The 25,961-nt window shown below is 70.1% G+C and carries 29 protein-coding genes; 19 read left to right on the forward strand and 10 right to left on the reverse strand.

From position 1 onward, the window contains the following. Window positions 1–31 precede the first annotated feature (31 nt). From HDA39_RS20905 to HDA39_RS20930, 6 genes are all read left to right on the forward strand, one after another. Window positions 32–1,270: a DNA recombination protein RmuC gene (locus HDA39_RS20905; protein ID WP_184797534.1), complete on the forward strand. Its 1,239-nt coding sequence runs from the start codon at window positions 32–34 to the stop codon at window positions 1,268–1,270. A gap of 263 nt (window positions 1,271–1,533) precedes the next feature. Next, the gene (locus tag HDA39_RS20910; RefSeq protein WP_184797536.1) at window positions 1,534–2,721 is read left to right on the forward strand and encodes a beta-1,3-glucanase family protein; all 1,188 of its coding nucleotides are present in this window, start codon (window positions 1,534–1,536) and stop codon (window positions 2,719–2,721) included. Window positions 2,722–4,111: 1,390 nt separating this feature from the next. Continuing rightward, on the forward strand, window positions 4,112–4,417 hold the full coding sequence (locus HDA39_RS20915) for an ArsR/SmtB family transcription factor (RefSeq protein ID WP_337925828.1): 306 nt from the start codon (window positions 4,112–4,114) through the stop codon (window positions 4,415–4,417). Beyond that, entirely contained in the window at window positions 4,414–5,088 is a 675-nt protein-coding gene (locus tag HDA39_RS41855; protein ID WP_202893079.1) for an SRPBCC domain-containing protein, read from the forward strand. Before HDA39_RS20915 ends, HDA39_RS41855 begins: the two co-directional genes overlap by 4 nt. A gap of 89 nt (window positions 5,089–5,177) precedes the next feature. After that, on the forward strand, window positions 5,178–5,723 hold the full coding sequence (locus HDA39_RS20925; protein WP_184797538.1) for a SigE family RNA polymerase sigma factor: 546 nt from the start codon (window positions 5,178–5,180) through the stop codon (window positions 5,721–5,723). Then, the gene (locus HDA39_RS20930) at window positions 5,713–6,537 is read left to right on the forward strand and encodes a PKD domain-containing protein (protein ID WP_184797540.1); all 825 of its coding nucleotides are present in this window, start codon (window positions 5,713–5,715) and stop codon (window positions 6,535–6,537) included. Before HDA39_RS20925 ends, HDA39_RS20930 begins: the two co-directional genes overlap by 11 nt. 181 nt (window positions 6,538–6,718) lie before the next feature. Here HDA39_RS20930 and HDA39_RS20935 read toward each other — a convergent pair whose 3' ends face one another. Continuing rightward, entirely contained in the window at window positions 6,719–7,747 is a 1,029-nt protein-coding gene (locus HDA39_RS20935; RefSeq protein WP_184797542.1) for a 4-hydroxy-3-methylbut-2-enyl diphosphate reductase, read from the reverse strand. A gap of 158 nt (window positions 7,748–7,905) precedes the next feature. Further along, window positions 7,906–8,499, reverse strand: coding sequence for a dihydrofolate reductase family protein (locus tag HDA39_RS20940; protein WP_184797544.1), 594 nt, complete (start codon window positions 8,497–8,499; stop codon window positions 7,906–7,908). 64 nt (window positions 8,500–8,563) lie between these two features. Here HDA39_RS20940 and HDA39_RS20945 point away from each other — a divergent pair, with 64 nt between their 5' ends. Then, a complete protein-coding gene (locus tag HDA39_RS20945; RefSeq protein ID WP_184797546.1) occupies window positions 8,564–9,109 on the forward strand; it encodes a TetR/AcrR family transcriptional regulator in 546 nt (181 codons plus the stop codon). Here HDA39_RS20945 and HDA39_RS20950 read toward each other — a convergent pair. After that, window positions 9,089–9,562 (reverse strand): HAD domain-containing protein, encoded by a 474-nt coding sequence (locus HDA39_RS20950; RefSeq protein ID WP_184797548.1) that lies wholly within the window; start codon window positions 9,560–9,562, stop codon window positions 9,089–9,091. The two genes, HDA39_RS20945 and HDA39_RS20950, sit on opposite strands and share 21 nt — an antisense overlap. Before the next feature lie 77 nt (window positions 9,563–9,639). Between HDA39_RS20950 and xseA the strand changes: the two genes are divergently transcribed. Together xseA and HDA39_RS20960 are read left to right on the forward strand one after the other, a co-directional pair. Then, window positions 9,640–10,863 (forward strand): exodeoxyribonuclease VII large subunit, encoded by a 1,224-nt coding sequence (xseA, locus tag HDA39_RS20955; protein WP_184797550.1) that lies wholly within the window; start codon window positions 9,640–9,642, stop codon window positions 10,861–10,863. Then, window positions 10,860–11,090, forward strand: a complete 231-nt coding sequence (locus HDA39_RS20960; RefSeq protein WP_184797552.1) for an exodeoxyribonuclease VII small subunit — start codon at window positions 10,860–10,862, stop codon at window positions 11,088–11,090. The genes xseA and HDA39_RS20960 overlap by 4 nt, the downstream gene beginning before the upstream one ends. 125 nt (window positions 11,091–11,215) lie before the next feature. Here HDA39_RS20960 and HDA39_RS20965 read toward each other — a convergent pair whose 3' ends face one another. Further along, on the reverse strand, window positions 11,216–11,845 hold the full coding sequence (locus tag HDA39_RS20965; RefSeq protein ID WP_184797554.1) for a TetR/AcrR family transcriptional regulator: 630 nt from the start codon (window positions 11,843–11,845) through the stop codon (window positions 11,216–11,218). Window positions 11,846–11,886: 41 nt separating this feature from the next. Between HDA39_RS20965 and HDA39_RS20970 the strand changes: the two genes are divergently transcribed. Genes HDA39_RS20970 through HDA39_RS20980 form a run of 3 tightly spaced genes read left to right on the forward strand, consistent with a single transcriptional unit; the run spans window position 11,887 to window position 13,569 of the window. Next, complete coding sequence (locus HDA39_RS20970) at window positions 11,887–12,564, forward strand: flavodoxin family protein (RefSeq protein WP_238356110.1); 678 nt, start codon at window positions 11,887–11,889, stop codon at window positions 12,562–12,564. After that, a complete protein-coding gene (locus HDA39_RS20975) occupies window positions 12,564–12,884 on the forward strand; it encodes a DMT family transporter (RefSeq protein WP_184797556.1) in 321 nt (106 codons plus the stop codon). Before HDA39_RS20970 ends, HDA39_RS20975 begins: the two co-directional genes overlap by 1 nt. Window positions 12,885–12,900: 16 nt before the next feature. Next, window positions 12,901–13,569 carry a hypothetical protein gene (locus tag HDA39_RS20980; RefSeq protein WP_184797558.1) on the forward strand — a complete coding sequence of 223 codons (669 nt, stop codon included), beginning with the start codon at window positions 12,901–12,903 and terminating at the stop codon, window positions 13,567–13,569. A 114-nt stretch (window positions 13,570–13,683) separates the two neighbouring features. Here HDA39_RS20980 and HDA39_RS20985 read toward each other — a convergent pair whose 3' ends face one another. Beyond that, the gene (locus HDA39_RS20985; RefSeq protein WP_184797560.1) at window positions 13,684–14,328 is read right to left on the reverse strand and encodes a nucleotidyltransferase family protein; all 645 of its coding nucleotides are present in this window, start codon (window positions 14,326–14,328) and stop codon (window positions 13,684–13,686) included. A 154-nt stretch (window positions 14,329–14,482) separates the two neighbouring features. Further along, window positions 14,483–15,328: a DUF4245 domain-containing protein gene (locus tag HDA39_RS20990; RefSeq protein WP_238356111.1), complete on the reverse strand. Its 846-nt coding sequence runs from the start codon at window positions 15,326–15,328 to the stop codon at window positions 14,483–14,485. 68 nt (window positions 15,329–15,396) lie between these two features. On the opposite strand from HDA39_RS20990, the gene glpX reads away from it, so the two are divergent. The 4 genes from glpX to HDA39_RS21010 all read left to right on the forward strand — a co-directional run bounded on the left by glpX (window position 15,397) and on the right by HDA39_RS21010 (window position 18,755). Continuing rightward, window positions 15,397–16,431, forward strand: a complete 1,035-nt coding sequence (gene glpX / locus HDA39_RS20995) for a class II fructose-bisphosphatase (RefSeq protein WP_184797562.1) — start codon at window positions 15,397–15,399, stop codon at window positions 16,429–16,431. Next, the gene (locus HDA39_RS21000; protein WP_184797564.1) at window positions 16,428–17,366 is read left to right on the forward strand and encodes a PfkB family carbohydrate kinase; all 939 of its coding nucleotides are present in this window, start codon (window positions 16,428–16,430) and stop codon (window positions 17,364–17,366) included. The genes glpX and HDA39_RS21000 overlap by 4 nt, the downstream gene beginning before the upstream one ends. 1 nt (window position 17,367) lies before the next feature. Next, window positions 17,368–17,871 carry a hypothetical protein gene (locus HDA39_RS21005; RefSeq protein ID WP_184797566.1) on the forward strand — a complete coding sequence of 168 codons (504 nt, stop codon included), beginning with the start codon at window positions 17,368–17,370 and terminating at the stop codon, window positions 17,869–17,871. A gap of 65 nt (window positions 17,872–17,936) precedes the next feature. Continuing rightward, window positions 17,937–18,755: an ABC transporter ATP-binding protein gene (locus HDA39_RS21010; protein WP_337925829.1), complete on the forward strand. Its 819-nt coding sequence runs from the start codon at window positions 17,937–17,939 to the stop codon at window positions 18,753–18,755. A gap of 137 nt (window positions 18,756–18,892) precedes the next feature. Here HDA39_RS21010 and HDA39_RS21015 read toward each other — a convergent pair whose 3' ends face one another. Continuing rightward, window positions 18,893–19,603, reverse strand: a complete 711-nt coding sequence (locus HDA39_RS21015; RefSeq protein WP_184797568.1) for a DUF1707 domain-containing protein — start codon at window positions 19,601–19,603, stop codon at window positions 18,893–18,895. A gap of 164 nt (window positions 19,604–19,767) precedes the next feature. Here HDA39_RS21015 and HDA39_RS21020 point away from each other — a divergent pair, with 164 nt between their 5' ends. From HDA39_RS21020 to HDA39_RS21030, 3 genes are all read left to right on the forward strand, one after another. Beyond that, window positions 19,768–21,438, forward strand: coding sequence for a FumA C-terminus/TtdB family hydratase beta subunit (locus HDA39_RS21020; RefSeq protein ID WP_184797570.1), 1,671 nt, complete (start codon window positions 19,768–19,770; stop codon window positions 21,436–21,438). Window positions 21,439–21,578: 140 nt separating this feature from the next. Then, window positions 21,579–22,073 (forward strand): hypothetical protein, encoded by a 495-nt coding sequence (locus HDA39_RS21025; RefSeq protein ID WP_184797572.1) that lies wholly within the window; start codon window positions 21,579–21,581, stop codon window positions 22,071–22,073. A 177-nt stretch (window positions 22,074–22,250) separates the two neighbouring features. Continuing rightward, on the forward strand, window positions 22,251–22,988 hold the full coding sequence (locus tag HDA39_RS21030) for a dienelactone hydrolase family protein (protein ID WP_184797574.1): 738 nt from the start codon (window positions 22,251–22,253) through the stop codon (window positions 22,986–22,988). Here HDA39_RS21030 and HDA39_RS21035 read toward each other — a convergent pair. Genes HDA39_RS21035 through HDA39_RS21045 form a run of 3 tightly spaced genes read right to left on the reverse strand, consistent with a single transcriptional unit; the run spans window position 22,974 to window position 25,907 of the window. Then, complete coding sequence (locus HDA39_RS21035) at window positions 22,974–23,774, reverse strand: class I SAM-dependent methyltransferase (RefSeq protein ID WP_184797576.1); 801 nt, start codon at window positions 23,772–23,774, stop codon at window positions 22,974–22,976. The genes HDA39_RS21030 and HDA39_RS21035 overlap by 15 nt on opposite strands. Window positions 23,775–23,817: 43 nt before the next feature. Next, window positions 23,818–24,444, reverse strand: a complete 627-nt coding sequence (locus HDA39_RS21040; protein WP_337925830.1) for a DUF402 domain-containing protein — start codon at window positions 24,442–24,444, stop codon at window positions 23,818–23,820. A 59-nt stretch (window positions 24,445–24,503) separates the two neighbouring features. Beyond that, window positions 24,504–25,907, reverse strand: a complete 1,404-nt coding sequence (locus HDA39_RS21045; RefSeq protein ID WP_184797578.1) for a class II fumarate hydratase — start codon at window positions 25,905–25,907, stop codon at window positions 24,504–24,506. Between the last annotated feature and the right edge of the window lie 54 nt (window positions 25,908–25,961).

Consider the following 25,961-nt stretch of genomic DNA (forward strand, 5'->3'; position numbering starts at 1 on the left):
ATTGTCGGAGGCCTGTGTCACTGTCTGTGGCATGACCGGTACGACGCTGTTGTTGGTGCTGCTGTTCCTCGTCATCGGGTTGTTGCTCGGGGCAGGTTTCGGCGTGCTCTGGTCGCGCGGGCGCGACGGCGCCGAGCTGGCGCGGATCACCGCCGAGCGCGACGCCGCCGAGGATCGGGTGGTCGAGCTGGTGCAGGAGCGGACGTCGGTCGGGCAGCAGATGTCCGGCCAGGCGGTCGTGAAGGAGGCGCTGGACCGGCTGCACGTCGAGCTCAGTCAGCTGGAGAAGGGCCGCGCGGCCTGGCAGTCCCAGCTGCACCAGCAGGTCAACGAGGTCCGCATGAGCGGCGAGGCGCTGCGCCGGGAGACGGCGTCGCTGTCGACCGCGTTGCGCAAGCCGCAGGTTCGCGGCCGGTGGGGTGAGCTGCACCTGCGGCGTACGGTCGAGCTGGCCGGCATGGTCGCGCACTGCGACTTCACCGAGCAGACCTCGACCGTCACCGACGACGGGCTGCTCCGGCCGGACCTCGTGGTGAGACTTGCCGAGGGCAAGAATCTCGTCGTCGACTCGAAGGTCCCGCTGGCCGCGTTCCTGGAAGCGGCCGAGAGCGACGACGCCGACTTCCGCGAGGAGCGGCTCCGGGCGCACGCGCGACACCTGCGGACGCACGTCGACCAACTGTCCGCCAAGGCGTACTGGTCGCGCCTGCCGTCCACGCCCGAGTTCGTCATCCTGTTCGTGCCGGGTGAGTCGTTCCTGTCCGCCGCGCTCGACGTCGAGCCCAGCCTGCTGGAGTACGCCGCCGAGCGCCGCGTCATCCTGGCGACACCGACCACGCTGATCGCGACCCTGCGCGCCGCGGCGTACGCGTGGAACCAGTCGGCGCTGACCGAGTCGGCCCAGCAGGTGTTCGAGCTCGGCCGCGAGCTGTACGAACGGCTCAGCACGATGGGCGACCACCTCGGCCGGGTCGGCCGTTCGCTGACCTCGGCCGTCGACGCGTACAACCGGACCGTCGGCTCGTTCGAGAGCCGGGTCTTCACGACCGCCCGCAAGCTCCGCGACCTGCACGTCACCGAGGCCGAGCTCGAGGCGATGGAAACCATCGAGGCCTCGGTCCGCCCGCTGGCCGCGGCTGAGCTCCTGGCCCTCGACGAGCCCGCTCCCGACGACGCGACGCGCCGTTGGGTCCCGACACCGCCTGTCGATCGGACCCGCCGCGACGACACCCCGCCGCCGCTCCCGGGCTTCGACTCCCAGACCGGTTGATCCACAGACAGTGACGGCCGACCAGCACTCAGTGCCGAATTAACGAAAGCTGTCTGCGGTTCGGCATTGACATCGTTGGAACGCTGTCCAACGATGAGAGCGCTCTCACCCCATTCGGTGGTCTACCGTCCCTCACCGGATGGGCCCGGGAGCACCGGTGTTTTCACTGTGGTCCGGCGCGACTGCGCCCTGGTGACGCGACTGCCGTTGGACCGGCCGGTGCTCCGCCTTCTCTCGCACTGGGACAGACCTGAGGAGGAGTTGTGCGCATCAAAACCAAGCTGTTCGCAGTACTCGCCGCCGCGGCCACCGTCGCGGCCGGGCTGACCACCGTCATCTCGGCGCCCGCCCAAGCGGTGCCGCCGACCGTACCGCTGAAGATCACCAACAACTCGGGCCGCGGCGACGCGGTCTACATCTACAACCTGGGCACGAACCTCGCGACCGGCCAGCAGGGCTGGGCCGACGCCAACGGCACGTTCCACGCCTGGCCGGCCGGCGGCAACCCACCGACACCGGCTCCGGACGCCTCCATCCCCGGGCCCGGCAACGGCCAGTCGATCACGATCCAGATGCCGAAGTTCTCCGGCCGGGTCTACTTCTCGTACGGCCAGAAGCTCGTCTTCAAGCTGACCACCGGCGGGCTGGTCCAGCCCGCGGTGCAGAACCCGAGCGACCCGAACGCGAACATCCTGTTCAACTGGACCGAATACACGCTGAACGACTCCGGCGTGTGGATCAACAGCACCCAGGTCGACATGTTCTCCGCGCCCTACGCCGTCGGCGTGCAGTCGTCGGCCGGCACGAAGACCACCGGGCACCTGAAGGCCGGCGGGTACAACGCGTTCTTCAACGCGTTGCGCGGCCAGTCCGGCGGCTGGTCGAACCTGATCAAGACAGCGCCTGACGGTTCAGTACTGCGGGCACTCGCGCCGTCGTACGGCGTTGAGACCGGTGCCCTGCCCGGCTCGGTGATGGACGACTACGTGAACCGGGTCTGGTCGAAGTACACCAACGAGAACCTGACCGTCACGCCGTTCACCGACCAGCCGAACATCAAGTACTTCGGCCGGGTGTCGGGCAACACGATGAACTTCACCAACACCTCTGGCCAGGTGGTGACGTCGTTCCAGAAGCCGAACTCGACCAGCATCTTCGGCTGCGCCGGCCTGCTCGACGCCCCGAACGACCTGGTCCGCGGCCCGATCTCGCGCACCCTGTGCGCCGGCTTCAACCGCTCCACGCTGCTGATCAACCCCAACCAGCCCGACGCCAGCAACGCGAACTTCTACCAGGACGGCGTCACCAACCACTACTCCCGCCTCGTCCACGCCCAAATGGCCGACGGCAAGGCCTACGGCTTCGCCTTCGACGACGTCGGCGCCCACGAGTCCCTCGTCCACGACGGCAACCCCACCCAGACCAGCATCACCCTCGACCCCTTCAACTGACCCTCCCCCGGAGCGCCGCCCCCGGCGCTCCTCTCCCAGCCCCCGGGTCCCCCGCAGCTGCCGCGGCGGGACCCGGGGTTCTTCCTGCGCCGGCCTGCACGAGCTCCCACCACTCACCAACTCCCCACGCCACCCAAAGCCAAGCACCTTGGTGAGTGATGGGAGTACATCCACCCGCCTCTCTACCGCCCCCAACCCCGCCTCTCCTGCCCCGTGCCGGCCCGGAGAGGTGGGAGGGCTCGTCCACAGGACGAGGTCCGCTTCCACCCCTGGCCCTCGACCCGTTCCGCAACGAGCTGTTCGAGCCCTGGACAACATCGCGGCGCACAAGCCCGGCCGCCCGCCGGAGCGCACCCGCGCACCGCGGCCACGAGCCGCTGACCGCACACAGCCCACCGCGGGCCGCGGGCCGCGGGCCGCGGGCCACGGGTCGCGGGCCACGGGTCGCGGGCCGCTGACGCGCACAGCGCACCGGCGGGCCACGCACCGCAGGCCACGGGCCGCAGGCCGCGAGCCGCTGACCGCGCACAGCGGACCGCGCACCGCAGGCCACGGGCCGCTGACCACACAGCACACCGCGCACCGGCGGGCCACGAGCCGCTGACCGCGCACAGCGCACCGGCGGGCCGCTCATCGCGGGCCACGCACCGCGGGCCGCGGGCCACTGACCGCGCACAGCGGGCCGCGCACCGCAGGCCACGGGCCGCTGACCGCACACAGCCCACCGCGCACAGCGCACCGGCGGGCCGCTCATCGCGGGTCACGCACCGCGGGCCACGGGCTGCCGACCGCACACAGTGCACCGCCGGCCATGGGCCACTGACCGCGCACAGCGCACCGGCGGACCGCTCATCGCGGGCCACGCACCGCCGGCCACGCACCGCAGGCCACGGGCTGCTGACCGCACACCGCACACCGCCGGCCATGGGCCGCTGACCGCGCACAGGGCACCGCCCACCACGCGCCGCTGACCGCGCAGGCCACGAGCCGCTGACCGCGCAAAGCGCACCGGCGGGCCGCTCATCGCGGGCCACGCACCACGGGCCGCGGGCCACTGACCGCGCACAGCGGGCCGCGCACCGCAGGCCACGCACCGCAGGCCACGGGCTGCTGACGGCACACAGCACACCCGCACACCGCGGGCCATGGGCCGTGGGCCGCTGACCGCGCAAAGCGCATGGGCGGACCGCCCACCGCGGGCCACGGGCCACGGGCCGCGCAAAGTGGGCCGCCCGGCCGGCACCATCTCGCTTCGGCGGGGTGGGCTCGGTTTGGGGTGGAGTCTGGCCTGGTGTGTTCGCTTCCGGGGTGGTTGCTCTTGACTCTTTAGTTGGTTAGTGGGAACTTACCGTTCGTGGGGACTTACGGAGGACTCGAGGTGGTTGGGCCGGTGCTGAACGCGCTGGGGGATCCGACGCGGCGGGTGATCTTGGAGACGTTGCGGCGGGGTGGGCCCAGTTCGGTCGGGGCGCTGGCGGGGCGAGTGCCGGTGAGTCGGCCGGCGATTTCGCAGCATTTGAAGGTGTTGGGGCGGGCGGGGCTGGTTGAGCACGAGGCGCGTGGGACCAGCAACATCTATCGGGTCGACACTGCCGGGCTGGACGTTGTTCGGCGGTGGATGGATCAGTTCTGGGACGAGGCGCTGGGTGCGTTCGCGGAGCACGTACGCCGTACTGAGGAAGAGGGGGAATCATGAGCATCGAGCAAGGGCTGGAAGCGCTGGTGAAGTCGGTGGTCGTGCCGACCACACCGGAGCGGGCGTTCAGGTTGTTCACCGCGGAGTTCGGCAGATGGTGGCCGCTCGCTACGCACTCGGTGCGCGGGGAAGAGGCGACCGACGTACGGCTCGAGGGTGCGGTGGGTGGACAGATCGTCGAGTACGACGCGAGCGGGCCGGTCGGCTCGTGGGGCACGGTGTCCGACTGGGATCCGCCGCACACGGTCAGCTTCAGCTGGCATCCGGGCAGCGACCCGAAACAGGCCGGCCACGTGACGGTCCGCTTCACGGCGAACAGCACAGACGGCGGTAATGGCGAGGGCGGCGGCACCGGCGCGGTCAGCGCCAGCGGCGAGAGCAACGCCAGCGGCGAGAGCAACGCCAGCGGCAGCGGCAGCGGCAGCGGCGAGGGCGGCGCCAGCGGCAGCGGCGAGGGCGGCGCCAGCGGCAGCGGCGAGGGCGGCGCCAGCGAGAACGGCGACGGCAGCAGCGTCGGCGGCGATGGCGGCAGCGACGGCGACCGCGGCGGCACCCTGGTCGAGTTGACTCATTCCGGCTGGGAGCGCCGGACGGACGGGGTGCGGGCGCGGGTGAACTACGACAGCGGCTGGGACTTCGTTCTTCGTCAGTTCGTGCAATTTCGTCCCTGACTCAACTTTCCGCCCCGACTCCGCCATCTCACTGCTGACAAGGTCGGCCTGGCAAGCCGGCACCGGGGCTGGGGGCAGGGGACAACGGGATGGATCCAGGGCTTGACGAGGAGTTCGCCGAGTTCGTGAACGGGCGGTTCACCGCGCTGCAGCGGTTCGGCTACCTGCTCACCGGCGAGTGGCATCTGGCCGAGGATCTCGTGCAGACCTCGCTGACGAAGGTGTGGTTTCACCGCAAGTCGCTGCGCAGCGGCAACGCCCTGGAGAGCTACACCCGGACGGTGATGGTGAACACCAGTACGCAGTGGTGGCGCCGCAAGTGGAAGGGCGAGACCCCGACCGAGACGCTGCCCGAGCCGGCCGCGCCGTCGGAGTTCGGCACCATCGACGAGCGCGACCGGCTGCTCCGCGCGCTGGCCACGCTCCCCCGCCGAACGAGGGCGGCGCTGGCGCTGCGATTCTTCGAGGACCTGCCCGAGGCCGAGGTCGCGAAGATCATGGGCTGCTCGGTCGGCACGGTGAAGAGCACCGTGTCCCGCGGTCTGGCCAAGCTCCGCGAGCACCAACTGCTCGCCGAGTCCGATCCCCTGACACCCGCCCCCCGCCCGACTGGAGGGCTGACCTATGACCGATGAACTGAAGGCCAAGTTCCAGGCCCTCGTCAAGGACGCCCCCGAGCCGACCGGCCTGCCGAGCGACGCCGTGTACGCCCGGATCAAGACCGTACGCCGTCGCCGCACGACCGGCCTGGTCGCCGGCCTGGCCACCGCGGCGGTCGCCACGATCGCCCTTGCCGCAGGTAACCTCACCGGCGTCGACTCCGCTCCCCCGGTCACCGAAACCCCGAACGGCCCGACCCCGACGGCGGTCGCGACGACGACGCCCACCAGTACGCCGACAGGCCCCAAGTCGTCGATCGCGGTCACGGCCCGGACCATCGAGCCGAACAACGAGGAGACCGGCAAGACCGACGGGCCCGATTCGCCGCCGCCGAACAAGCCGTCGTCCCCGAAGACCGAGGAGCCCGAGGTCCCAGCGCCGGTCAAGCTCAACCTGGCCCTGTCGAACGTCACGGTGAACGGCCTGAAGGCCTCGGTCCAGTTCCGCTGGACCGGCTCGCTGCTCACTCCGATGATGAGGTCCGAAGGCAGGCCGATCGACGCCGGGAGCGGACTCGCGGAGAACTCGTTCAATTTCGACTACGACTACGGCGACAACCACTGGAATCCAGAGGAGGGCCCGACCGGGAAGAACGGCTTCGGGCTGACCTGCGACGGAGCGAGCAAGCGAGTGTCGGGCTCGTGGTCCGGCCGCACCCAGACGCACACCTACGAGAAGCCCGGGACCTACACGTTCAGCTACCTCATCACGTACTGCGGGCCGAACGGCGAGGTCGAGATCAAGAAGACCGTGAAGATCACGGTGAAGGGTCCGACCGCGTCACCGTGATGCCGGCAGCCGGCCTCGAGGCCGACGCCGGCCGGCCGCATCAGCGTGCCGATCGCGTCCGTCCTCGGCAAGCCGCTCCGGGTCGAGGCGGAGCCATCCGCCGAGGCCCGCCGAGGCGCAGCCGACTCAGGCGTGGTCGGGACGTGCCCGTCGTGGCCATGCCAGCGGCTTTGAGGTCGGTTCAGGCGTGGTCGGACGTGCCCGTGGTGGCCATGCCGGCGGCTTTGAGGTCGGTGCGGAGTTCGCGGGGGAGGGAGAAGACCAGGGTCTCCTCCGCGGTGCTGATCTCCTGGACCTCGGCGTAGCCGCGGGCGGCGAGCCAGTCGATCACGTCGCGGACGAGGATCTCCGGGACGCTCGCGCCGCTCGTCACGCCGACCGCGTCGACGCCGTTCAGCCAGGTCTCGTCGATCTCGTCGGCGTAGTCGACCAGGTACCCGGCCTTGGCGCCGTGCTCGACGGCGACCTCGACCAGGCGGACCGAGTTCGACGAGTTGCGGGAGCCGACGACGATCATCAGGTCGGCGTCCGGTGCGAGCTTCTTCACCGCGGCCTGGCGGTTCTGGGTGGCGTAGCAGATGTCGTCGCTCGGCGGGTCCTGCAGCTTCGGGAACCGCTCGCGCAGCCGCCGTACGGTCTCCATCGTCTCGTCGACCGACAGCGTGGTCTGGGACAGCCAGACGACCTTCTCCGGGTCGCGGACCTCGACGTTCGGCACGTCACCGGGGCCGTCGACCAGGTGGATGTGCTCAGGCGCCTCGCCGCTGGTCCCGATGACCTCTTCGTGGCCCTCGTGACCGATCAGCAGGATGTCGTAGTCGGTCGCGGCGAACCGCTTCGCCTCGTGGTGCACCTTGGTCACCAGCGGGCAGGTCGCGTCGATCGTCTTGAGCTGCCGCGCGGCCGCCTCCTGGTGCACCACCGGGGCGACACCGTGCGCGGAGAAGATCACCGTCTCACCCTCGGGCACCTCGTCGGTCTCGTCGACGAAGATCGCGCCGCGCGCCTGCAGGGTCTGCACGACGTGCTTGTTGTGCACGATCTCCTTGCGCACGTAGACCGGCGGACCGTACAGATCGAGCGCCTTCTCGACCGCGACCACCGCGCGGTCCACGCCGGCGCAATACCCCCGCGGCGCGGCGAGCAGCACCCGCTTGGTCTTCACGGCGGTCGAACCACTGGTCTCAGGCTGGGCAGTCACGTACCCCATCGTACGGGGCGACGCGCGGCAGCCCGGACGGCCGTGGCGCAGCTCACCTCGCACCGGCGAAGCAAGGGAGCCGCCCGCCCTGTCCGGGCGGCTCCCCCTAGGAGGTGCTTCACATCCCCAAGGATGCGAGCCGGAAAACCGTTTGCGCAAAGGCATTTTCACTCCTTCGAGTAGGTCAGTACGGCCACGCCGCTCTCGTAGACATGGTGCCCGTCCAGCCGCAGCTTCCGGAGGGCGAATTCGTCGCTGTGGAAAAGCTTGACCCCGGCACCGATGACGACCGGGTTCACCTTCACCACCAGGCGGTCGATCGCCGGCCAGAGTGCTTCGGCGAGCACGCCGCCGCCGCACAGCCAGATGCCCAGACCGTCCTCCTGCTTGAGCTCCCGGACCTTCTCGAGGGGGTCCGTCCGCACGAAATTCACCGTGGGCACAGGACTTTCGGCGATCGTCCGCGAGAATACGTAGCTCCGCAGCCGCGGGTACGGATCCGGCGCGCCCGTGTCCCGCCCGAGCTCCCACGTGCGCCGTCCCATCAGCACGGTGTCGAACACCTTGTTCTCGGCGTCGAGCCCGAGCCGTTCCCGGACGGCGCCCGGCACCGTCTCCGGGTACGCCGTGAGCAGCGGCACCGAATGGTCTCCCTGCGACAGGAAGAACCCGCCCGGACTCACGTCGGTCGGATCCTTTCCCGACGGGTCCGCCACGAATCCGTCCAGCGTCGACGCCACGAAATAGGTCAGTTCTCGCATCTTCGGCTCCTAACCACTCTGTTCGTAGTACTCTAAGCATAGTGGTTCAAAGGAGGCAACCGAGATGCGCAGCAACCCTGAACGCCGTACCGCCCTCGTCGACGCCGCGATCGAGGTCCTGGCCGCCGAAGGAGCCCGCGGCCTGACCTTCCGCGCGGTCGACACCGCGGCCGCCGTACCGAACGGCACGGCGTCCAACTACTTCGCCAACCGCGACGACCTGCTCACTCAGGCGGGCCTGCGCATCCATGACCGGCTGGGGCCCAACCCGGCCGACCTGGATCAGCCGCCGTCGGCCGAGTTCCTCACCGCGCTGCTGCAGTTGCTCCGCCATCGGCTGACCGCTGACCGGACGGGGTACTTGGCGCTGCTGGAGCTTCGCCTGGAAGCCACGCGGCGGCCGGCGCTGCAGCAGGCGCTTACTGAGCGGGTGCGGGCGAATCTGGAGGAGAACAGGGCGCTCCACGAGGCACATGGGCTGCCGGGGGATCCGTTGGTGCTGTACTGCGCGGTCGGCGGGTTGATGCTCGAGCAGCTGACGCTGCCTGGTGTGCTGCCGGAGGGCGCACTGGAGGATGTTGTTCAGGCGCTAGTCCACCCAGGCACGTAGTACGGCGAAGTCCTCGGCGGTCAGCCCACGGCTCGCATCAACTCGGTGCACCAGCCCCTGTGGCAGATAAGCCTGATCGAAGCTGCTCACTTCATCGTCCACCCAGGCAAATCGCCGCTCCCCTACCCAGCGAGCAATGTGCCTGCTCTTCCAGGAGTTTTGCCCTGGGTTCGAGCGCGCGTCCGGCGGCCAGATGATCACCGGGAGCTCTGGCAGGCCGAGGCGTGGTGCGATCAGGCGGTTGGCACCGTGCTCCCACGAAGTCGCCCAGACCAGCTCGTACGACGTGGCGAGGGCATTCAACTCGACTCCATGCTGCTGACTGAGCAGCAAGGTCCAGGTCTTCTCGCCTTCCTGGATCTCGTGCTGCGCGTAGCCCGGCGGGATCGACTTCGCGCGGTACGGGTTGAGCGGGCCGTCGATGTCGAGCAGCAGGTACGGGCGGTCGGCCATCGGTCAACGGTACGGCGTACCGACGGCCTGTGGATGGGGTGCGTGGGAATGTCGGCGCGGGGTCGTAGGGTCTGAGGGTGGCATTGGAGACCTCGCCGGACGCGCCGGCTGCTGTGCGGACGATCGCGAACGGGATCGCCGGCTGGATCAATCAGCTGGGCGCCGTTTGGGTCGAAGGGCAGCTGACGGACGTCTCGATCGGGCGCGGTACGACGACCGTGTTCGGCACCCTGCGCGACACCGACGCCGACATCTCGTTGCGTTTCACCTGCAACCGCAGGGTTTTCGAGGCCGTCGATCCGCCGGTCACCGACGGTTCGCGCGTGGTCGTCAACGCCAAGCCCAATTTCTTCGCCCGCCGCGGCACGCTCGCGCTGGCGGTCAGCGAGATCCGGCACGTCGGCATCGGCGAGCTGCTCGCGCGGATCGAGCGCCTGAAGCAACTACTCGGCGCGGAAGGCCTGTTCGCGGCGCACCGCAAGAAACGGTTGCCGTTCCTGCCGCACACCATCGGACTGATCTGCGGGCGCGACTCAGCGGCCGAGCGCGACGTGCTGGAGAACGCGAAGCGCCGATGGCCGGCGGTCGCGTTCCGGGTCGAGCACGCGTCGGTGCAGGGCCCGGCCGCGGCCGGCGAGGTGATGACGGCGCTGCGGAAGCTCGACGCGGACGAGTCGGTCGAGGTGATCGTGATCGCGCGTGGCGGTGGTTCGCTGGAGGATCTGCTGCCGTTCTCCGACGAGGGGCTGATCCGCGCGGTCTCGCAGGCGAAGACGCCGGTGGTCAGTGCGATCGGGCACGAGCCGGATTCACCGCTGCTCGACCTGGTTGCGGATCTGCGGGCGTCGACGCCGACCGATGCGGCGAAGCGCATCGTTCCCGACGTACGGGAAGAGCTTGACGGCGTACGGCTGCTGCGTGACCGCGGGCTGCGGGCGATCACGAGCTGGATCGATCGGGAGGCGCATGCGCTCGCGGCGATTCGCAGCCGGCCTGCGCTGGCTGCCCCTGCGACCGATCTGCAGCGGCGCTCGGAGGAGATCGCCGCGCTGGTCGATCGCAACCGCCGGACGCTGCTGCACCGGTTGGACCGGGCGAGCGACGACCTGGCGCATCGCCTGGCGAGCGTGCGGGCCCTGTCCCCGAAGGCGACGCTCGAGCGTGGGTACTCGGTGCTCCAGCTCGCCGACGGCACCGCGGTCCGCCAGCTCGACCAGGTCACGCCGGGCGACACCCTGCACGCCCGCGTGACCGACGGACGGTTCGACGTCGAAGTGACCTCAAAGGAGACCAGCAAGTGAGCGACCCCCGACCGGACATCTCCTACGAGCAGGCCCGCGAGGAGCTGGTCGACGTCGTCCGCAAACTCGAAGCCGGCGGTACGACGCTCGAGGAGTCCCTCGCCCTGTGGGAACGCGGCGAAGAACTCGCCACCACCTGTCATCAGTGGCTGGAAGGCGCCCGCACCCGCTTGGCCGAGGCCCAGGCTGCCCACACGACGACGGACGAGAAGAAGAAGTCCGACTGATCGCTGCCGCAGAGCAGCCACTCGCCCCAACGCGCGGGCGTGCAGCTTCTACAGCCGGTACGGGGTCGTCGAGACCGTGGACCGGACCTACTCCTCGCTGGGGGATCTGCCTGAGGTGCGGCTCTTCATGGACGTCTGAGGAGCAGTTCCACCACGGACTTCAGCCCGGTGCGCATGCGGTCCAGGTCGAATCCTTCGGAGCGCAGCGCCTGGTGCAGGTCTGCGGCGAGCGGAGCCAGTACGGCGTGCGCGACGTACGCGGCGTCCAACTCTGGTCGCGCTTCCTCGACCAGCAGGACTACGTGGCGGTGCCACAGCCAGTACGAGCCGATGCGGTAGCGGGCGCCGTCCGAGGCGTTCTCGCTGTCGATGAACAGCTCCACATGCCGGTCGAGTAGCTCCAGGTAGGCGTCGACGAAGGCGGTCAGTCGGTCGACCGCGGGGGCGCCCGGGCCCAGCGGGGGCGGGCCGGTGAGGATCCTCTCCTGCAGTTCGCGCTCGCGCTCGTCGAGGAGCGCGACCGCCAGGCCGGCGCGGTCGCCGAAGCGGCGGAACACGGTCCCCTTGCCGACGCCGGCCTCGGCGGCGATCGCGTCGAGGGAGATGTTCTTCACGCCGCGCTCGGCGAACAGGCGGTCGGCCGCCTCCAGGACCTTCAGGCGGTTGCGGCGGGCGTCGGCGCGTTCCGGGCGTGGTTCGCCGAGGACCGGAAGATCGCGTTGTGAAACGGACCGCGGTCCGTTACTGTCGTTCATAAGACGGACTGTAGTCCGATTCCATGCCCGGAGGTAGCACCATGACCGCAACTCCCCCTGCCCACCAGCCCCTCGCCGACGCCCAGCCCGTACAGACCCACTCCGCCCAGCTCCAGCCTGTGCAGCCCGGCACCGCCCGGATCGCCGTCGCCTATCACTCCGGCTACGGGCACACCGCTCGTCAGGCCGAGGCTGTCGCAGCCGGCGCCGGCGCCGTACGGGGAGCGACTGCCGAGCTTGTCCCGCTCGACGAGCTGACCGACGACATCTGGGACCGTCTCGCGGCTGCCGACGCGATCATCTTCGGCGCGCCGACCTACATGGGCAGCCCGAGTGCGGTCTTCAAGGCGTTCGCCGAGGCCAGCTCCGACGTCTGGGCCAACAACCTCGGCTGGCGCGACAAGATCGCTGCGGGGTTCACCAACTCCAAGGCGATGTCGGGCGACAAGTTCAACAGCCTGGTCGACTTCGCCGTACTGGCCGCTCAGCACGGCATGATCTGGGTCGGACTGGACATCTACCCGGGCTGGGCCGAGTCGACCGCCAGCATCGAGGACCTCAACCGGCTCGGCAGTTGGCTCGGTGCGATGGCGCAGTCCGACGCCGACCTCTCGGCCGAGAAGGCACCGCCGGAGACCGACCTGCGGACCGCTGCCGCACTGGGCAGCCGGGTCGCGATCGTCACCCTTCGCCACCTGCGTGGCGCGTTGGCCGCGTAATGGCGTGGATCATCCTGCTGGCCGCCGCGGCTTTCGAGATCGCGTTCGCCCTCAGTCTCAAACCCAGTGAAGGCTTCAGCCGCCTCTGGCCGACCCTCGCCGTCCTGGTCTTCGGCATCACGTCGGTGGTCCTGCTGGCCAAGACGCTCGACCGTCTTCCGGTCGGTACGGCGTACGCGGTGTGGACCGGCATCGGCTCGGTCGGGGTGGTGACGCTCGGCATCATCCTGTTCCACGAGCCCCTCACTCCGACCCGCCTGGCCTGCATCGCGCTGATCGTCGCGGGCGTCCTCGGCCTGCGGCTGTCGGGCAGCCACTGACCCCTATCGTGGCGGCGTGACGATCGACGAACTGGAAGCGGAGGTCGGCCCGGAGCTGTTTCGCCGGACCTGCGAACGCGCCTGGGCCACCGCCCTGACCACGGGCCGAGGGCCCGAGGACCCCTGGCCGGCCGACGAGGCCGACGTCCCGCACACGATCGCGGACCACTTCGCCGGCGACGCGGCGTTCGGCTTCCAGGTCTACCGGAGGATGCCCTGCTACGGCGTCCTCATGTACGTCGGCCACGAACCCCGCGACGACGCGTTCTGGAGCGCGATCAGCGCACTGCTCGACGACTCCGACGACCGGCTCGCCGCGCCCGTCCAGTACTGGCTCTGGTGCGGGCCGTTCGAGGAGGCGACGGTCAGCGGAGCGCTGTTCGAGCAGTTGGTCGCCAACGCCCCGGACCTGCGCGTACGGCGGCTGCTGGAGGTCTCGGGCCCGGTGCCCTGGTCGGCGAAGGCGCCTCTGCTCAAGCGGCTGGCCGGCAGGCCGCTCTGGGACTCGGCGGTTCTGCACGCGCTGGAGTGGGCGGCGTACGACGTCTACGGCCAGATCGATCCGCGCGAGGCGACGAGCCTGCTCCGCAAGCTCCCGGCCGGCCGGACCACCGAGCTCCAGGCCCACCTGGAGACGCTCACCCCGAAACCGTCGAAGCAGAAGAAGCAGGGCCGCCGGCGCTAGGGCGTGGGGGTGGCCGGGGCCAGAGCGTGCGGGGTGGCCGGGGCCAGAGCGGGATGAGCCCGCCGTCCCGATCGGAGGGCGCGGCAGGCTGAGCCCCAAATCCGCGGTACCGCCCTAGAGGTTCGTCCGGGTGTGGCTAGGGCGGCGGGCGCGGGTGGAGATCGGGGCGGGCGGGGCGGGTTCGGCGGTGTAGTGGCCGACCAGGGTCTGGTAGTCGTCCCAGGTGTCGACCGACAGCGGAAGGTTGCCTAGGGCATCCACATCGGTGACCGGGTGAGGGCCGGTCTCGATCAGGGGCCACAGGTCCTGGTCGCTGCGCAGGGAGCGGAGCGACCCGAAGGTCTCCCGGCCGAACCAGCACGGGTAGCCGCGGCCGTCGTCGTACCGGGTGACGCCGATCGGCGTGGCGGCTTCGGCGACCAGGGACCAGACGGCCGCTGAGGTGATGCCGGGCTGGTCGCCGCGCAGGACGACCAGCCCGTCGGTACGGCGGTCGACCGCGTCCAGAGCGGGCACGATGGACGAGCTTCCGGTGTCGGCGTGAGGAGTGTCCACAACGCGAACGCCGTCCAGGTCGATGCGGTCGCGGATCTGGTCGGCCGCCGTGCCGAGCGTCACGACGAGCTGGTCGAAGCCGCAGTCGCGCGCGGTGTCGAGGGCGGCACCGAGCAGGGTTTCACCGCGGTAGGCCAGCAACTGCCGGGGAACGCCGAGCCGTGGCGATCCATCGGCGGCCAGGACGAGTCCGGTGACGAACATGCGGCATCAACCCCCGACCTGGTCCGTGAGGTTCACACCAGGCTCCTTCGCCGACTCCCGATCCTTGATCGAACCCCGAAGGCGAACACCCTGTCAACAGCTGCACAACTTCCAGCCCTGCAAGGGTTTTCGTGCTCACCTGAGCACCACCGGGTCAGCGCAGGGTTGCAGCGAACGTTTCAAGCGCCGGGTAGCCAGCGTTGCCCGTGACGATCGTGGTGACGCCGGAACCGATCAGCACCAGGGCGTTCTCGTCCTTGCGGTCGAGCAGCGTCTTGCGCTGCCAGACCACGCCGCCGATCGTCGAGGTGCCGTCGTCCTCGGTCTTGCCGAGCTCGTCGTTCTGGTACCGCGGGTTGGTCTGGTTCGACTGCTCGAGGCCGACGTACTTCTTCTCGGTGGTCACCGTGCCGAGGTGCCAGGTGATCGGTCGCTGCTCGGGCGCGCGGAGTTCGACGTTCGTCGCCGTCCAGCCGTCGGGCATCGGTTCCGGACCGCGGATCCAGGGGGCGAGCTTGCGGCCGTCCTCCAGCTGCGCGGTGTACTCGACGGCGCGGACCTTCTCCTCCTTCGGCCGCCACGTCACCGTCATCAGGAACGCGACCACGACGAACGTCGCCAGCAACGCCCAGAACATGTTCGTCAGCGTCCGGGCCTTGGCGCGGTTCGCCCGGTCCTGGGCCTTGTACGCGATCGCCTCGGCCCGCGCCCGGGCGCGCTCGCGCGCCGCCGGGTCGAGCGGCGGCTGCGCCGGTACGCCGTCCGCGGCGCCCTGCTCCCCCGCCGTGCCGGATGCGGCGTCCTCCGCCGTGCCGGACGCAGTGTCCTCCGCCGTGCCGGGCGCGGCCGAGCCCGCCGTACCGCCCACTGCCGAGCCCCGCTCTCCAGCGTCCCCAGTACGCCGGTCCGCCCCGCCGGCAGGGGCGTCGGTCGGCTGCTGGGAAGCGTTCTCCTCTGCGTTCGTCGCGGGGTGCGTCGGCTCGTGACCTGTCGGGCTCATGGCACCAGTGTCTCGCGGGGCCGATCTCGCTCGATCACCCCCGTCGGGCGTTGGCTACGATCCGTGGCATGAGCGACGCCAGCACACCCCCCGCCCATCTCGAGGTCGACGAGCACGCACCCGACCGGAACCTGGCTCTGGAGCTGGTCCGCGTCACCGAGGCCGCCGCGATGGCGGCCGGCCGGTGGGTCGGCCGGGGCGACAAGAACGGCGCCGACGGGGCCGCGGTGAACGCGATGCGCACCCTGATCGGCACCGTCGGGATGAACGGCGTAGTGGTGATCGGCGAGGGCGAGAAGGACAACGCCCCGATGCTCTACAACGGCGAGCAGGTCGGCGACGGTCACGGACCCGACTGCGACGTGGCAGTGGACCCGGTCGACGGGACGACGCTGGTCGCCAAGGGGATGGCCAACGGCATCGCCGTGATGGCGGTCTCGCCGCGCAACACCATGTACGACCCGTCCGCGGTCTTCTACATGGAGAAGCTGGTGGTCGGCCCGGAGGCCGCCGACCACGTCGACATCCGGCTCCCGGTCGCCGAGAACATCCGCCGGGTCGCCAAGGCGAAGGGCTCGAGCGTCGAGGACGTCACCGTCGTCCTGCTCGACCGCCCGCGGCACGAGGACCTGACCGCGCAGATCCGCGCCACCGGCGCCCGGATCAAGTTCATCAGCGACGGCGACGTGGCCGGCGCGGTCGAGGCGGCCCGCCCGGACACCGGCCTGGACATGCTGATCGGCATCGGCGGTACGCCGGAGGGCATCATCGCCGCCTGCGCGATGAAGTGCCTCGGCGGCCTGGTCCAGGGCCGGCTCTGGCCGCGCGACGACGCCGAGCGGCAGAAGGCACTCGACGCCGGTCACGACCTCGACCGGGTGCTCAGCACCGACGACCTGGTCGGCGGTGACGACTGCTTCTTCGTCGCCACCGGCATCACCGACGGCGAACTCCTGCGCGGCGTCCGGTACGGCGGCTCGACCGCCCGCACGCACTCGCTGGTGATGCGGTCCCGCAGCGGCACGATCCGCAGCATCGAGAGCGTGCACCAGCTGGAGAAGCTCCGCGCCTACTCCGCCATCGACTTCGAGCACGCCCGGTGACCGCACCCGTCCTCGTGGTCGGCGAGGCTCTTGTGGACATCGTCAGCAACGGGAAGCCCAGGAACGGCAGGAACGGGAGCAAGGCGACGCCCGGTGGGTCGCCCGCGAACGTCGCGGTCGGGCTGGCGCGGCTCGGCGTACCGACCGAGTTGGTCACGCGTTTCGGGACCGACCCGTACGGCGATCAGCTCGGCGCGCACCTGTTCGGGAACGGCGTGCAGCTGGCGCCGGGGTCGGTGGACCCGGGCTTCCGGACCAGTACGGCGACCGCGACGCTCGACGCGGCGGGCGTCGCGAAGTACCAGTTCGACATCAGCTGGGAGCCGCCGGCGCTGAAGCTCAACCGGGGCTGCCCCGCGGTGCACACCGGCTCGATCGCGACGGTGCTGGAGCCGGGTGCGGAGGCGATTCACCAGTTCCTGACGGGGCTGGCCGACAAGCCCGTCACGGTCACCCTCGACCCGAACGCGCGGCCCACGATCACGCCCGACCCCGTGTCCACCTGGGCCGCCGTACGGGCGCTGGCCGCGCTGTCGGACCTGGTGAAGCTGAGCGACGAGGACTGCGAGTTCCTGCGGGCCGGGTCGACGCCGGACGAGATCGCCGCCGAGCTGCTGACAGTGGACCGGACCAAGTGCGTGGTGATCACCCGCGGCGGCGACGGCGCGATCGGCGTCACCAGAGCCGGCCGGGTCGAGGTGACCGCGCCGGAGATCCAGGTGGTCGACACGGTCGGTGCCGGCGACTCGTTCATGTCCGCACTGATCGCTGGGCTGCAGGCGCGCGGTCTGCTCGGTGCGGCCCGGCTGGAAGGGCTGGACGAGGAGGCGCTGCACGCAGTCGTCGACTACGCGGTCAAGGCCGCAGCGATCACCTGCACGCGCCACGGCGCCGACCCGCCCACCGCGGCCGAGCACACGTCGTACTGGAGCTGAGATGACTGGGGACAGCATGAGTACGGCGACCGCCTGGTCGGCTGAGTTGGCAGCGTCCGGGCGGGTGGTGTTCCCACCCCGGCGCAACCGGCTGCTGGTCCGGCTGGCTCTGTTCGCCCTGTTGATGGTCAGCTCGCTCTGGTCGAACATCGACCACCTGCGCCAGGACGACGTGGCGGGCGCACTCGGCATCCTGCGCGTCACCGCGCTGCTCGCCTTCGTGTACGGCGTGGGGCTGACCACCTGGCAGCTCGCGACCCGGCGGCCGGAGGTCACTGTCGACTCCCGCGGCGTCCAGCTGGGTCGCTCGGACCGCGGCCTGATCCCGTGGCACCAGATCAGCCGGATCAACGACCCGACCGGGTTTCCCGGTCTCCGGACGGTCCAGATCCACGCGGCCGGGTTCCGGTCCGGTGCGATCGGGATCCCCCAGGACAACGTCGAGGACCTCGCCGAGCTGTCCGCCTGGCTCCGCGGCGTCCACGCCGACAAGCTGACGCCGTGACGCGGTTGTCCACCAGCCGAACCCCTCAGCTTGTCTGAGGAGTTCGGGTTGGTACGGTCGGGAGCGTGCCGACTGATCGCTTGCCGTTGCCAGTGCTCGATCTGCGGGACGTGAGCCTGGTCCGGGACGGGAAAGCGCTGCTGCAGGACGTTGCGCTGACCGTCCGGGAGGGTGAGCGCTGGGCGCTGCTCGGTGCGAACGGCGCCGGCAAGAGCACGTTACTCAAGCTCGCCGGGGCGACGGCTCACCCGACGCGCGGGACCGTCGAGGTGCTCGGCCGGCGGCTGGGGACGGTGGACATCCGGGAGCTGCGCGAGTCGATCGGGCACGTGGATCCCCGGCACCCGTTGCGGTCGCCGCTGACGATCGAGCAGGTCGTGCTGACCGGGATCACCGGCACGATCGAGCTGATGCCGCGCTGGCAGCCGACCGCCGCGCAGCAGACGCGAGTGGCGCAGCTCGTCGACCTGCTGGGCATCGCGGACCGCGCTCGCGACCCGTGGACCACCTTGTCGCAGGGTGAACGCGGCCGGGCGCTGATCGCCCGCGCGATGGTCGCGGAACCGCGACTGCTCCTGCTGGACGAACCGTCGACCGGCCTGGACGTCGCTGCTCGCGAGCAACTGCTGGACACGATCGACGTCGTGCATGCTTCGCAGCCGACGCTGTCGTCGATCCTGGTGACACACCACCTGGAGGAGCTGCCGTCCTCCACCACCCACGCGGCGCTGCTCCGCGGCGGCCGCGTGCAGGCCGCCGGCCGGGCGTCCGACGTACTGACGTCAGAGCTGGTGTCAGCGTGCTTCGACCACCCGATCCGGATCCACCGGACGGGCGATCGCTGGGCCGCTCACTCGGGTCGACTGGCCACCACCATCCACTAAACCCGACATGCTGCAGGCGGAGGTCATCGGGCCTCCCGGTCTGGACTGAGGAGGGAGGGAGCGCAGCGACCGACCGACGAGGGAAGACCGGGAGACAAAGCCCGATGACCCCCGGCGCCGGAGGCGACGGCAAAAGCTCAGTGCAGGCGTAGGCGCTTGCTGAGGCGCGGGCCGCGCTTGATCTTGATCTCGCCGAGGATCGCGGTGCCGCGGATGTGGAAGGTCTTCGGGGGCGCGGTGCTCGCTTCGACGACGCCGCCGAAGCCGGCCTCCTGCTCGCTGACCGAGCCGAGGATCGGGTTGCTGTCGAGGTGCACGATCGCGTTCTGCGGGACGCGGATCTTCACGTCGGCCAGGATCGACTTCACGTCGATGTAGATCACGTCGTGCGCCATCTGCGCCTCGGTGTAGTCCAGCGTGACGTCGCCGAGCACCGCGTTGATCTCCTGGCGCTGCGGCGCGATCCAGGGGCCGGTCCGCTTCGACTCGCTCAGGAACGCGTTGATCACCGGCACGGTCTCGCCGCTGTACTGCGGCACGTACTGCGACTGCGCTGCGTACTCCGGCGTCGTGCGCTGCTGGGAGCCCGGTGGGACCAGCCCGTTGGGCAGGTCTGTGGTCAGCTCGACCAGCTCGCCGTAGGTCTTCGCGCCGTACACGCCCTCGAGCCGGTCCTCCAGCTCGGTGTAGCTCAAGCGGCCCTCGCCCGCCGACTCGCGGAGCAGCTCCGCGACGTTCTCCCGCTCCAGGTCGGACACCCGGCGCCGCAACGCGAGCTCGTCCCCGGTCGGCTGCGCCGTCGCCGGCACGTCCTGCGGGCGGTCCTGGGGTCCCTCTTGCTCAGCCACAGGAAAATCCTACGCGTGCGGCAGACCTCCCGCCGATGAGTTACCACCCCCAATCGACCCTGACACCACCCCTGAGAGCGGCCGCTGCGGCCCCGCGGTGCGCGGCGCCGGCGGCCGCTCTAGGCTGGGGAGATCTCAGACCACCTGCCAGGAGGTACGCCCGCGTGTCCGCCGATTTCAGCTACTCCGACCTGCTCCCGCTCGGCCAGGACGACACGGAGTACCGGCTTCTCACCACCGACGGAGTCAGCACCTTCACCGCCGGTGACCGGACGTTCCTGCAGGTGGAGCCGGAGGTGCTGCGACAGCTCACCGCCGAGGCGATGCACGACATCTCGCACTACCTGCGTACCGCGCACCTGAGCCAGCTGCGCCGGATCATCGACGACCCGGCAGCCTCCGGCAACGACCGCTTCGTCGCGCTCGACCTGCTCAAGAACGCCAACATCTCGGCCGGCGGCGTGCTGCCGATGTGCCAGGACACCGGTACGGCGATCGTGATGGGCAAGAAGTCCGAGGGCGTGCTGACCGGCGCGGTCGACGAGGAGTGGATCAGCCGGGGCGTGTACGACGCCTACACCAAGCTCAACCTGCGGTACTCGCAGATGGCGCCGCTGACCATGTGGGACGAGAAGAACACCGGCTCGAACCTGCCGGCGCAGATCGAGCTGTACTCGACGCCGGGCAGTGCTGCCGCCGACCCGGCGTACAAGTTCCTGTTCATGGCGAAGGGCGGCGGCTCGGCGAACAAGTCGTTCCTGTTCCAGGAGACCAAGGCGGTGCTCAACCCGGCCGGGATGATGAAGTTCCTGGACGAGAAGATCCGCTCGCTCGGTACGGCGGCCTGCCCGCCGTACCACCTGGCGATCGTCGTCGGCGGGACCTCGGCCGAGTACGCGCTGAAGACCGCGAAGTACGCCTCCGCGCACTACCTGGACGCGCTGCCGACGACCGGGTCGCCGCTGGGGCACGGGTTCCGCGACGTCGAACTCGAGGAAGAGGTCTTCAAGCTGACCCAGGAGTTCGGGATCGGCGCGCAGTTCGGCGGCAAGTACTTCTGCCACGACGTCCGGGTGATCCGGCTGCCGCGGCACGGCGCGTCCTGCCCGGTCGCGATCGCGGTCTCCTGCTCGGCCGACCGGCAGGCGCTGGCCAAGATCACGCCGGAGGGTGTGTTCCTGGAGCAGCTCGAGCGGGACCCGGCGCGGTTCCTGCCCGACACCACCGACGCCCACCTGGACGACACCGCGGACGTCGTACGGATCGACCTGAACCGGCCGATGAGCGAGATCCGCACCGAGTTGTCGAAGCTGCCGGTGAAGACCCGGCTGTCGCTGAACGGGCCGCTGGTGGTCGCGCGTGACATCGCGCACGCGAAGATCAAGGAGCGCCTCGACGCGGGCGAGCCGATGCCGTCCTATCTGCAGGACCACGCGGTCTACTACGCCGGTCCGGCCAAGACGCCGGAGGGCTACGCGTCCGGGTCGTTCGGGCCGACGACGGCGGGGCGGATGGACGCGTACGTCGACCAGTTCCAGGCGGCCGGCGGATCGTTCGTGATGCTTGCCAAGGGCAACCGATCGGCGAAGGTCACGGCTGCTTGCAAGGAGCACGGCGGCTTCTACCTCGGCTCCATCGGCGGACCGGCGGCGCGGCTCGCGCAGGACTGCATCAAGTCCGTCGACGTGATCGAGTACGCCGAGCTGGGGATGGAAGCGGTCTGGAAGATCGAGGTCGAGGACTTCCCCGCCTTCGTCGTGGTCGACGACAAGGGCAACGACTTCTTCACCGAAACCGCCAAGCCGGTCCCGCTGACAGTCCGCCCACGGAGCTGAGCCCGGGCCCACAGTTGAACTCGAACCCGGAATCGAGCTCAGGCCCGGAATCGAGCTCAGGCCCGGAATCGAGCTCAGGCCCGGAGCCGAGCTCAGGCCCGGAGCCGAGGCCGGGCCGCCAGGGCTCCGGGGCGCGAGCCTTGCTCCTGATCGGCGGGGGCGGCGCCGGCAAGACGGCCGTCGGGCAGGCAATCGGCGCGCTGATGACGGGCCGATCCCACCCGACGGCGGTCGTCGACCTCGACGCACTGGCGCAGTTCGGCGGCGGGCCACCGGTGCACGAGGAGTTGCGCCGCCGCAACCTGGCCGCCGTCTGGCGGAACTACCGCAGCATCGGCGCGCGGTACGTGGTTGTTTCAGGGATGGTCGAGACCGCCGAGCGGCGCACGGCGTACGGCGAGTGCCTGGTCGGGTGCGACGTCCAGGTGGTGCGGCTCGCGACTCCCCTGGCGCTGGTCGAGCGCCGTACGGCGGGGACCGTCCGCGGGCCGGAGTGGGAGCTCGGCGCCGCGCTCGCCTCGCACGAGCGGATCGAACGAGCGGGTTTGGAAGACTTTGCCATCAGCAACGACCGGCCGCCGGCGGAGGTGGCCTGGGAGGTCGTCGTACGGGCGGGCTGGATCAGCTCTGAATAAATCGGTGGCCTATGGGACGGGGCGTGGTTAGAGTCGCTGGTGACCGTTCGGATCGAGGAGGTGAGCGCTGTGAACGCTTTGTGCGTGGGTGCTCCCCGCTTCGTCACGGTCGGGCGATTGACGTAGGTCTCGCCGGGAGCGCCTGGAATCTGTAGGCACTCCCGAAAGGCTTCACCTGTGAGTTTTCAGTTCACCGCACAGACCTCGGCGGACGGCGTACTGACGCGTCCTTTCGCCCTGGACGAGATCACCGGCGTTCTCTGGTCGCCGGTCACGGCCTCCGGTCCCCTGATCCTGCTCGGTCACGGTGGCGGGCGGGACAGCAAGGCGGCGCCGATGGTTGGGCGCGCTCATCGTCTCGTCGTCGCCGGCTACAGCGTGGCCTGCATCGACGCACCGGGTCACGGCGGTCGGCCGCGGACCGCGACCGACGATCAGCAGATCGCCGCGATGCAGCAGGCGATGGCGACCGGCGAACCGGTCGGGCCGATCGTCGTGCGCTACAACCTTCACCTGGCCGACCGCGCCGTGCCCGAGTGGGTCGCGACGCTCGACGCGCTGCAGGAGCTGCCGGATCTGGCCGGCGTACCGGTCGGCTACTTCGGGCTCACCATGGGTACGGCGATCGGCGTACCGCTCCTGGCCGCCGAACCGAGGATCGCCGCAGCGGTCCTCGGGATCTTCTGGTACGACGAGGTGCTGGCGAAGCTCGCCGGTCAGATCACCGTGCCGCTGGAGTTCCTGCTGCAGTGGGACGACGAGCACATCCCGCGTACGTCGAGCCTCGCCCTGTTCGACGCGTTCGCGTCGTCGGAGAAGTCCCTGCATGCGAACGCGGGCGCGCACGAGGCGGTGCCGCGCTTCGAGTTCGAGAGCGCGGTCAGCTTCTTCGGCCGTCACCTACCGGCGGCGTAGCACGTCGACCGTGGGGGCCAGCTTGCCGAGGAACTGGAACACCTCCCAGTGCAGGTTGGCCTCCACGTGCTCGTACACGTCCTGCCCGTGAACCGCGACGATCTGATCCCGAGTACGGCGAAGTCGCGCGAGCCTCAGCAGCGCCCGGGAGACGGGCTGAGTGCGCTCTTCGGCGTACTCGCGCCACTCGGTACCGATGACAACCTTCTCCTCGATCGCGAAGCCTGCTTGGCCGAAGGCGGTTTCGAGGGTGTGCGGATCGAGGTTGCTCAGGACGTTGCCGAGATGCGCGCCCAGCAGGGCGGTGTCCTGCGCGTCGAGCAACTCGGTGGCGACCTGGGTGAACACCAGCAGGTGTCCAGCCGGCTTCAGCACCTGGGAGACGCCGGCGAGGGCGCCAGGCAGGTCCGCGACCTGTTCGAGCACGTCGCGGCACCAGACCAGGTCGAACTGTTCGCCCAGCGCGGGCGCTTCCTCCATCCCCGTGCACTGCAAGGCGATCCGGCCAGTCAGGTCGGCGGCGTCGACCGCCTCCTGAGCCCGGGCGATGTGCAGCGGCACCGGGTCGACGCCGTAGCCCGTCACGTTGTTGTCGCGGACCAGCTGGATGAGGTGGGCGGCGTCCCGGCACCCGGCGTCCAGTACGACGTCGCCGGGCTTCAGGTACTCCGAGGCCTTGGTCAGCAGCCAGTCGGGTCCGCGTGGGGCGAGGCTGCGGTCCAGCTCGGCGTACAGGTCCCAGGTCGTCGGGCCGTAGACCCGGGCCAGTTGCTCGGCGTGCTCCATGTGAGACAGCTCAGCACGCCGAGCGCCGTGGAACCAGTGAGTTTCAGCCCAGCAGCTCCTCCGTGATGTGGGCGACCTCGTAGCCGGTCGGCGCCTCGGGGAGGCGCCAGGTCGGTGGGGCAGACCACTCGTGCCAGTCGTCGGAGAACGGGGTCGTCCAGGACTTGATGTCCTCGACGGCGGCGTGGGCGTCCCTCGTGATGCGGTCCGCTTCGTCGGGCGTGTAGCGTCCGGCTTGGACCGCGCCCTCCAGCTCGTCCTCGTCCTTCCACTCGATCACACGGTCGGGTGTGATCCACAGATCGAGCACGTAGTCCGTCGTGGTCGTACTGCGACCAGCCGCATCGCGCCGGTGCTCGGCCTCGAGGTTCACGTACCAACCGCGGAACGAGCCGTCCTCGTGCCAGAAGTGCCACAGGGACCACGGCTTGCCGGTCGGGGCGACCTTGAGGATGCCCGTGCCGTGCCAGATGTCGAGCTTGAGCACCCGCGGCTCGGTGAACATCCCGGTCGGCCCCGCGTGCCGCAGCTCGCGGCCGTCGGTCAGCACCGGCTTGATCAGCGGCGTACCAGGCGCGAGCCACGCGACCAGCCCGTCGGCGTCGTCCTGGACCACCGTCATCGGCCGGACGTTCGGCAGCTCCGGATGCAGCCCGGCCCCTTGGTACACCCACTCGATCGTTGTCCCCGGTGCCCAGTACCTCTCAGGCTCCGGTACGGCGGCCGCCGTCACGGCTTGCCTGGTCTGGTCATCGACAGGACGTCGAGGGCGGCGTCGAGCTGGGCCTCGGTGAGGTCGCCGTTCTCGACGTGGCCGTTCTCGATCACGACCTCGCGGATCGTCTTGCCCTGCTTCAGCGCGCTCTTCGCGACGGCGGCGGCGTTCTCGTACCCGATGTAGCGGTTGAGCGGGGTGACGATCGACGGCGACGACTCGGCCAGGGCGCGGGCGTGCTCGACGTTCGCGGTGATGCCGTCGACGCAGCGGTCGGCCAGCAGGCGGGACGAGTTGGTCAGCAGCTCGATCGACTCCAGCAGGTTGCGGGCGATCACCGGGAGCATCACGTTCAGCTCGAAGTTGCCGCCGGCACCGGCCACCGTGATCGTGGTGTCGTTGCCGATCACCTGCGCCGCGACCATCAGCGTCGCCTCGCAGATCACCGGGTTCACCTTGCCCGGCATGATGCTCGAACCGGGCTGCAGGTCCGGCAGCGCGATCTCGCCGAGCCCGGCCCGCGGCCCGGAGCCCATCCAGCGCAGGTCGTTGCAGATCTTGGTCAGGCTGACCGCGATCGTCTTCAGCTGCCCGGACAGCTCGACCAGCGCATCACGCGCGCCCTGGGCCTCGAAGTGGTCGGCGGCCTCGCTCAGCTCCAGCCCGGTCCGCCGGTTCAGCTCGGTGATCACCTTCGCGGCGAAGCCGGGTGGCGTGTTGATCCCGGTCCCGACCGCCGTACCGCCGAGCGGCAGCTCGGTGACGCGCGGCAGCGTCGCCCGCACGCGGTCGGCGCCGCGGCGGATCTGCGCGGCGTACCCGTCGAACTCCTGACCGAGCGTCACCGGCGTCGCGTCCATCAGGTGTGTCCGCCCGGACTTCACCACCTCGGCGAACTCGACGCCCTTGCGCCCCAGCGACTCAGCCAGGTGGTCGAGGGCAGGCAGCAGGTCCTGCACGACTCCGGCCGTCGCGGCGACGTGGATCGCCGACGGGAAGGTGTCGTTGCTCGACTGGCTCGCGTTCACGTGGTCGTTCGGGTGCACGTCGGCCTCGAGCGCCCGGGTCGCCAGCGTCGCGAGCACCTCGTTGACGTTCATGTTCGTCGACGTACCGGACCCGGTCTGGAAGACGTCGATCGGGAACTCCGCGTCGTACTCCCCCGCGCTGACCCGGTCGGCGGCCGCGACGATCCCCTCGGCCAGCTTCGCGTCCACCACCCCGAGCTCGGCGTTCACCACCGCGGCCGAGGCCTTGATCTGGGCCAGCGCGTGGACGAGCGCCGGCGCCAGCGGCCGGCCGGAGATCGGGAAGTTCTCCACCGCACGCTGGGTCTGCGCCCGCCACAACGCGTCCCGAGGCACCTTGACCTCGCCCATCGTGTCGTGCTCGATCCTGAATTCCGCGTTGTCTCCCATGCCTTGAGAGTACGTCGATCCGCCCTGTCGGCCGGAGCTGGTAGAACGTCTGTG

Source organism: Kribbella italica, assembly GCF_014205135.1.
Classification (GTDB): Bacteria; Actinomycetota; Actinomycetes; order Propionibacteriales; family Kribbellaceae; genus Kribbella; species Kribbella italica.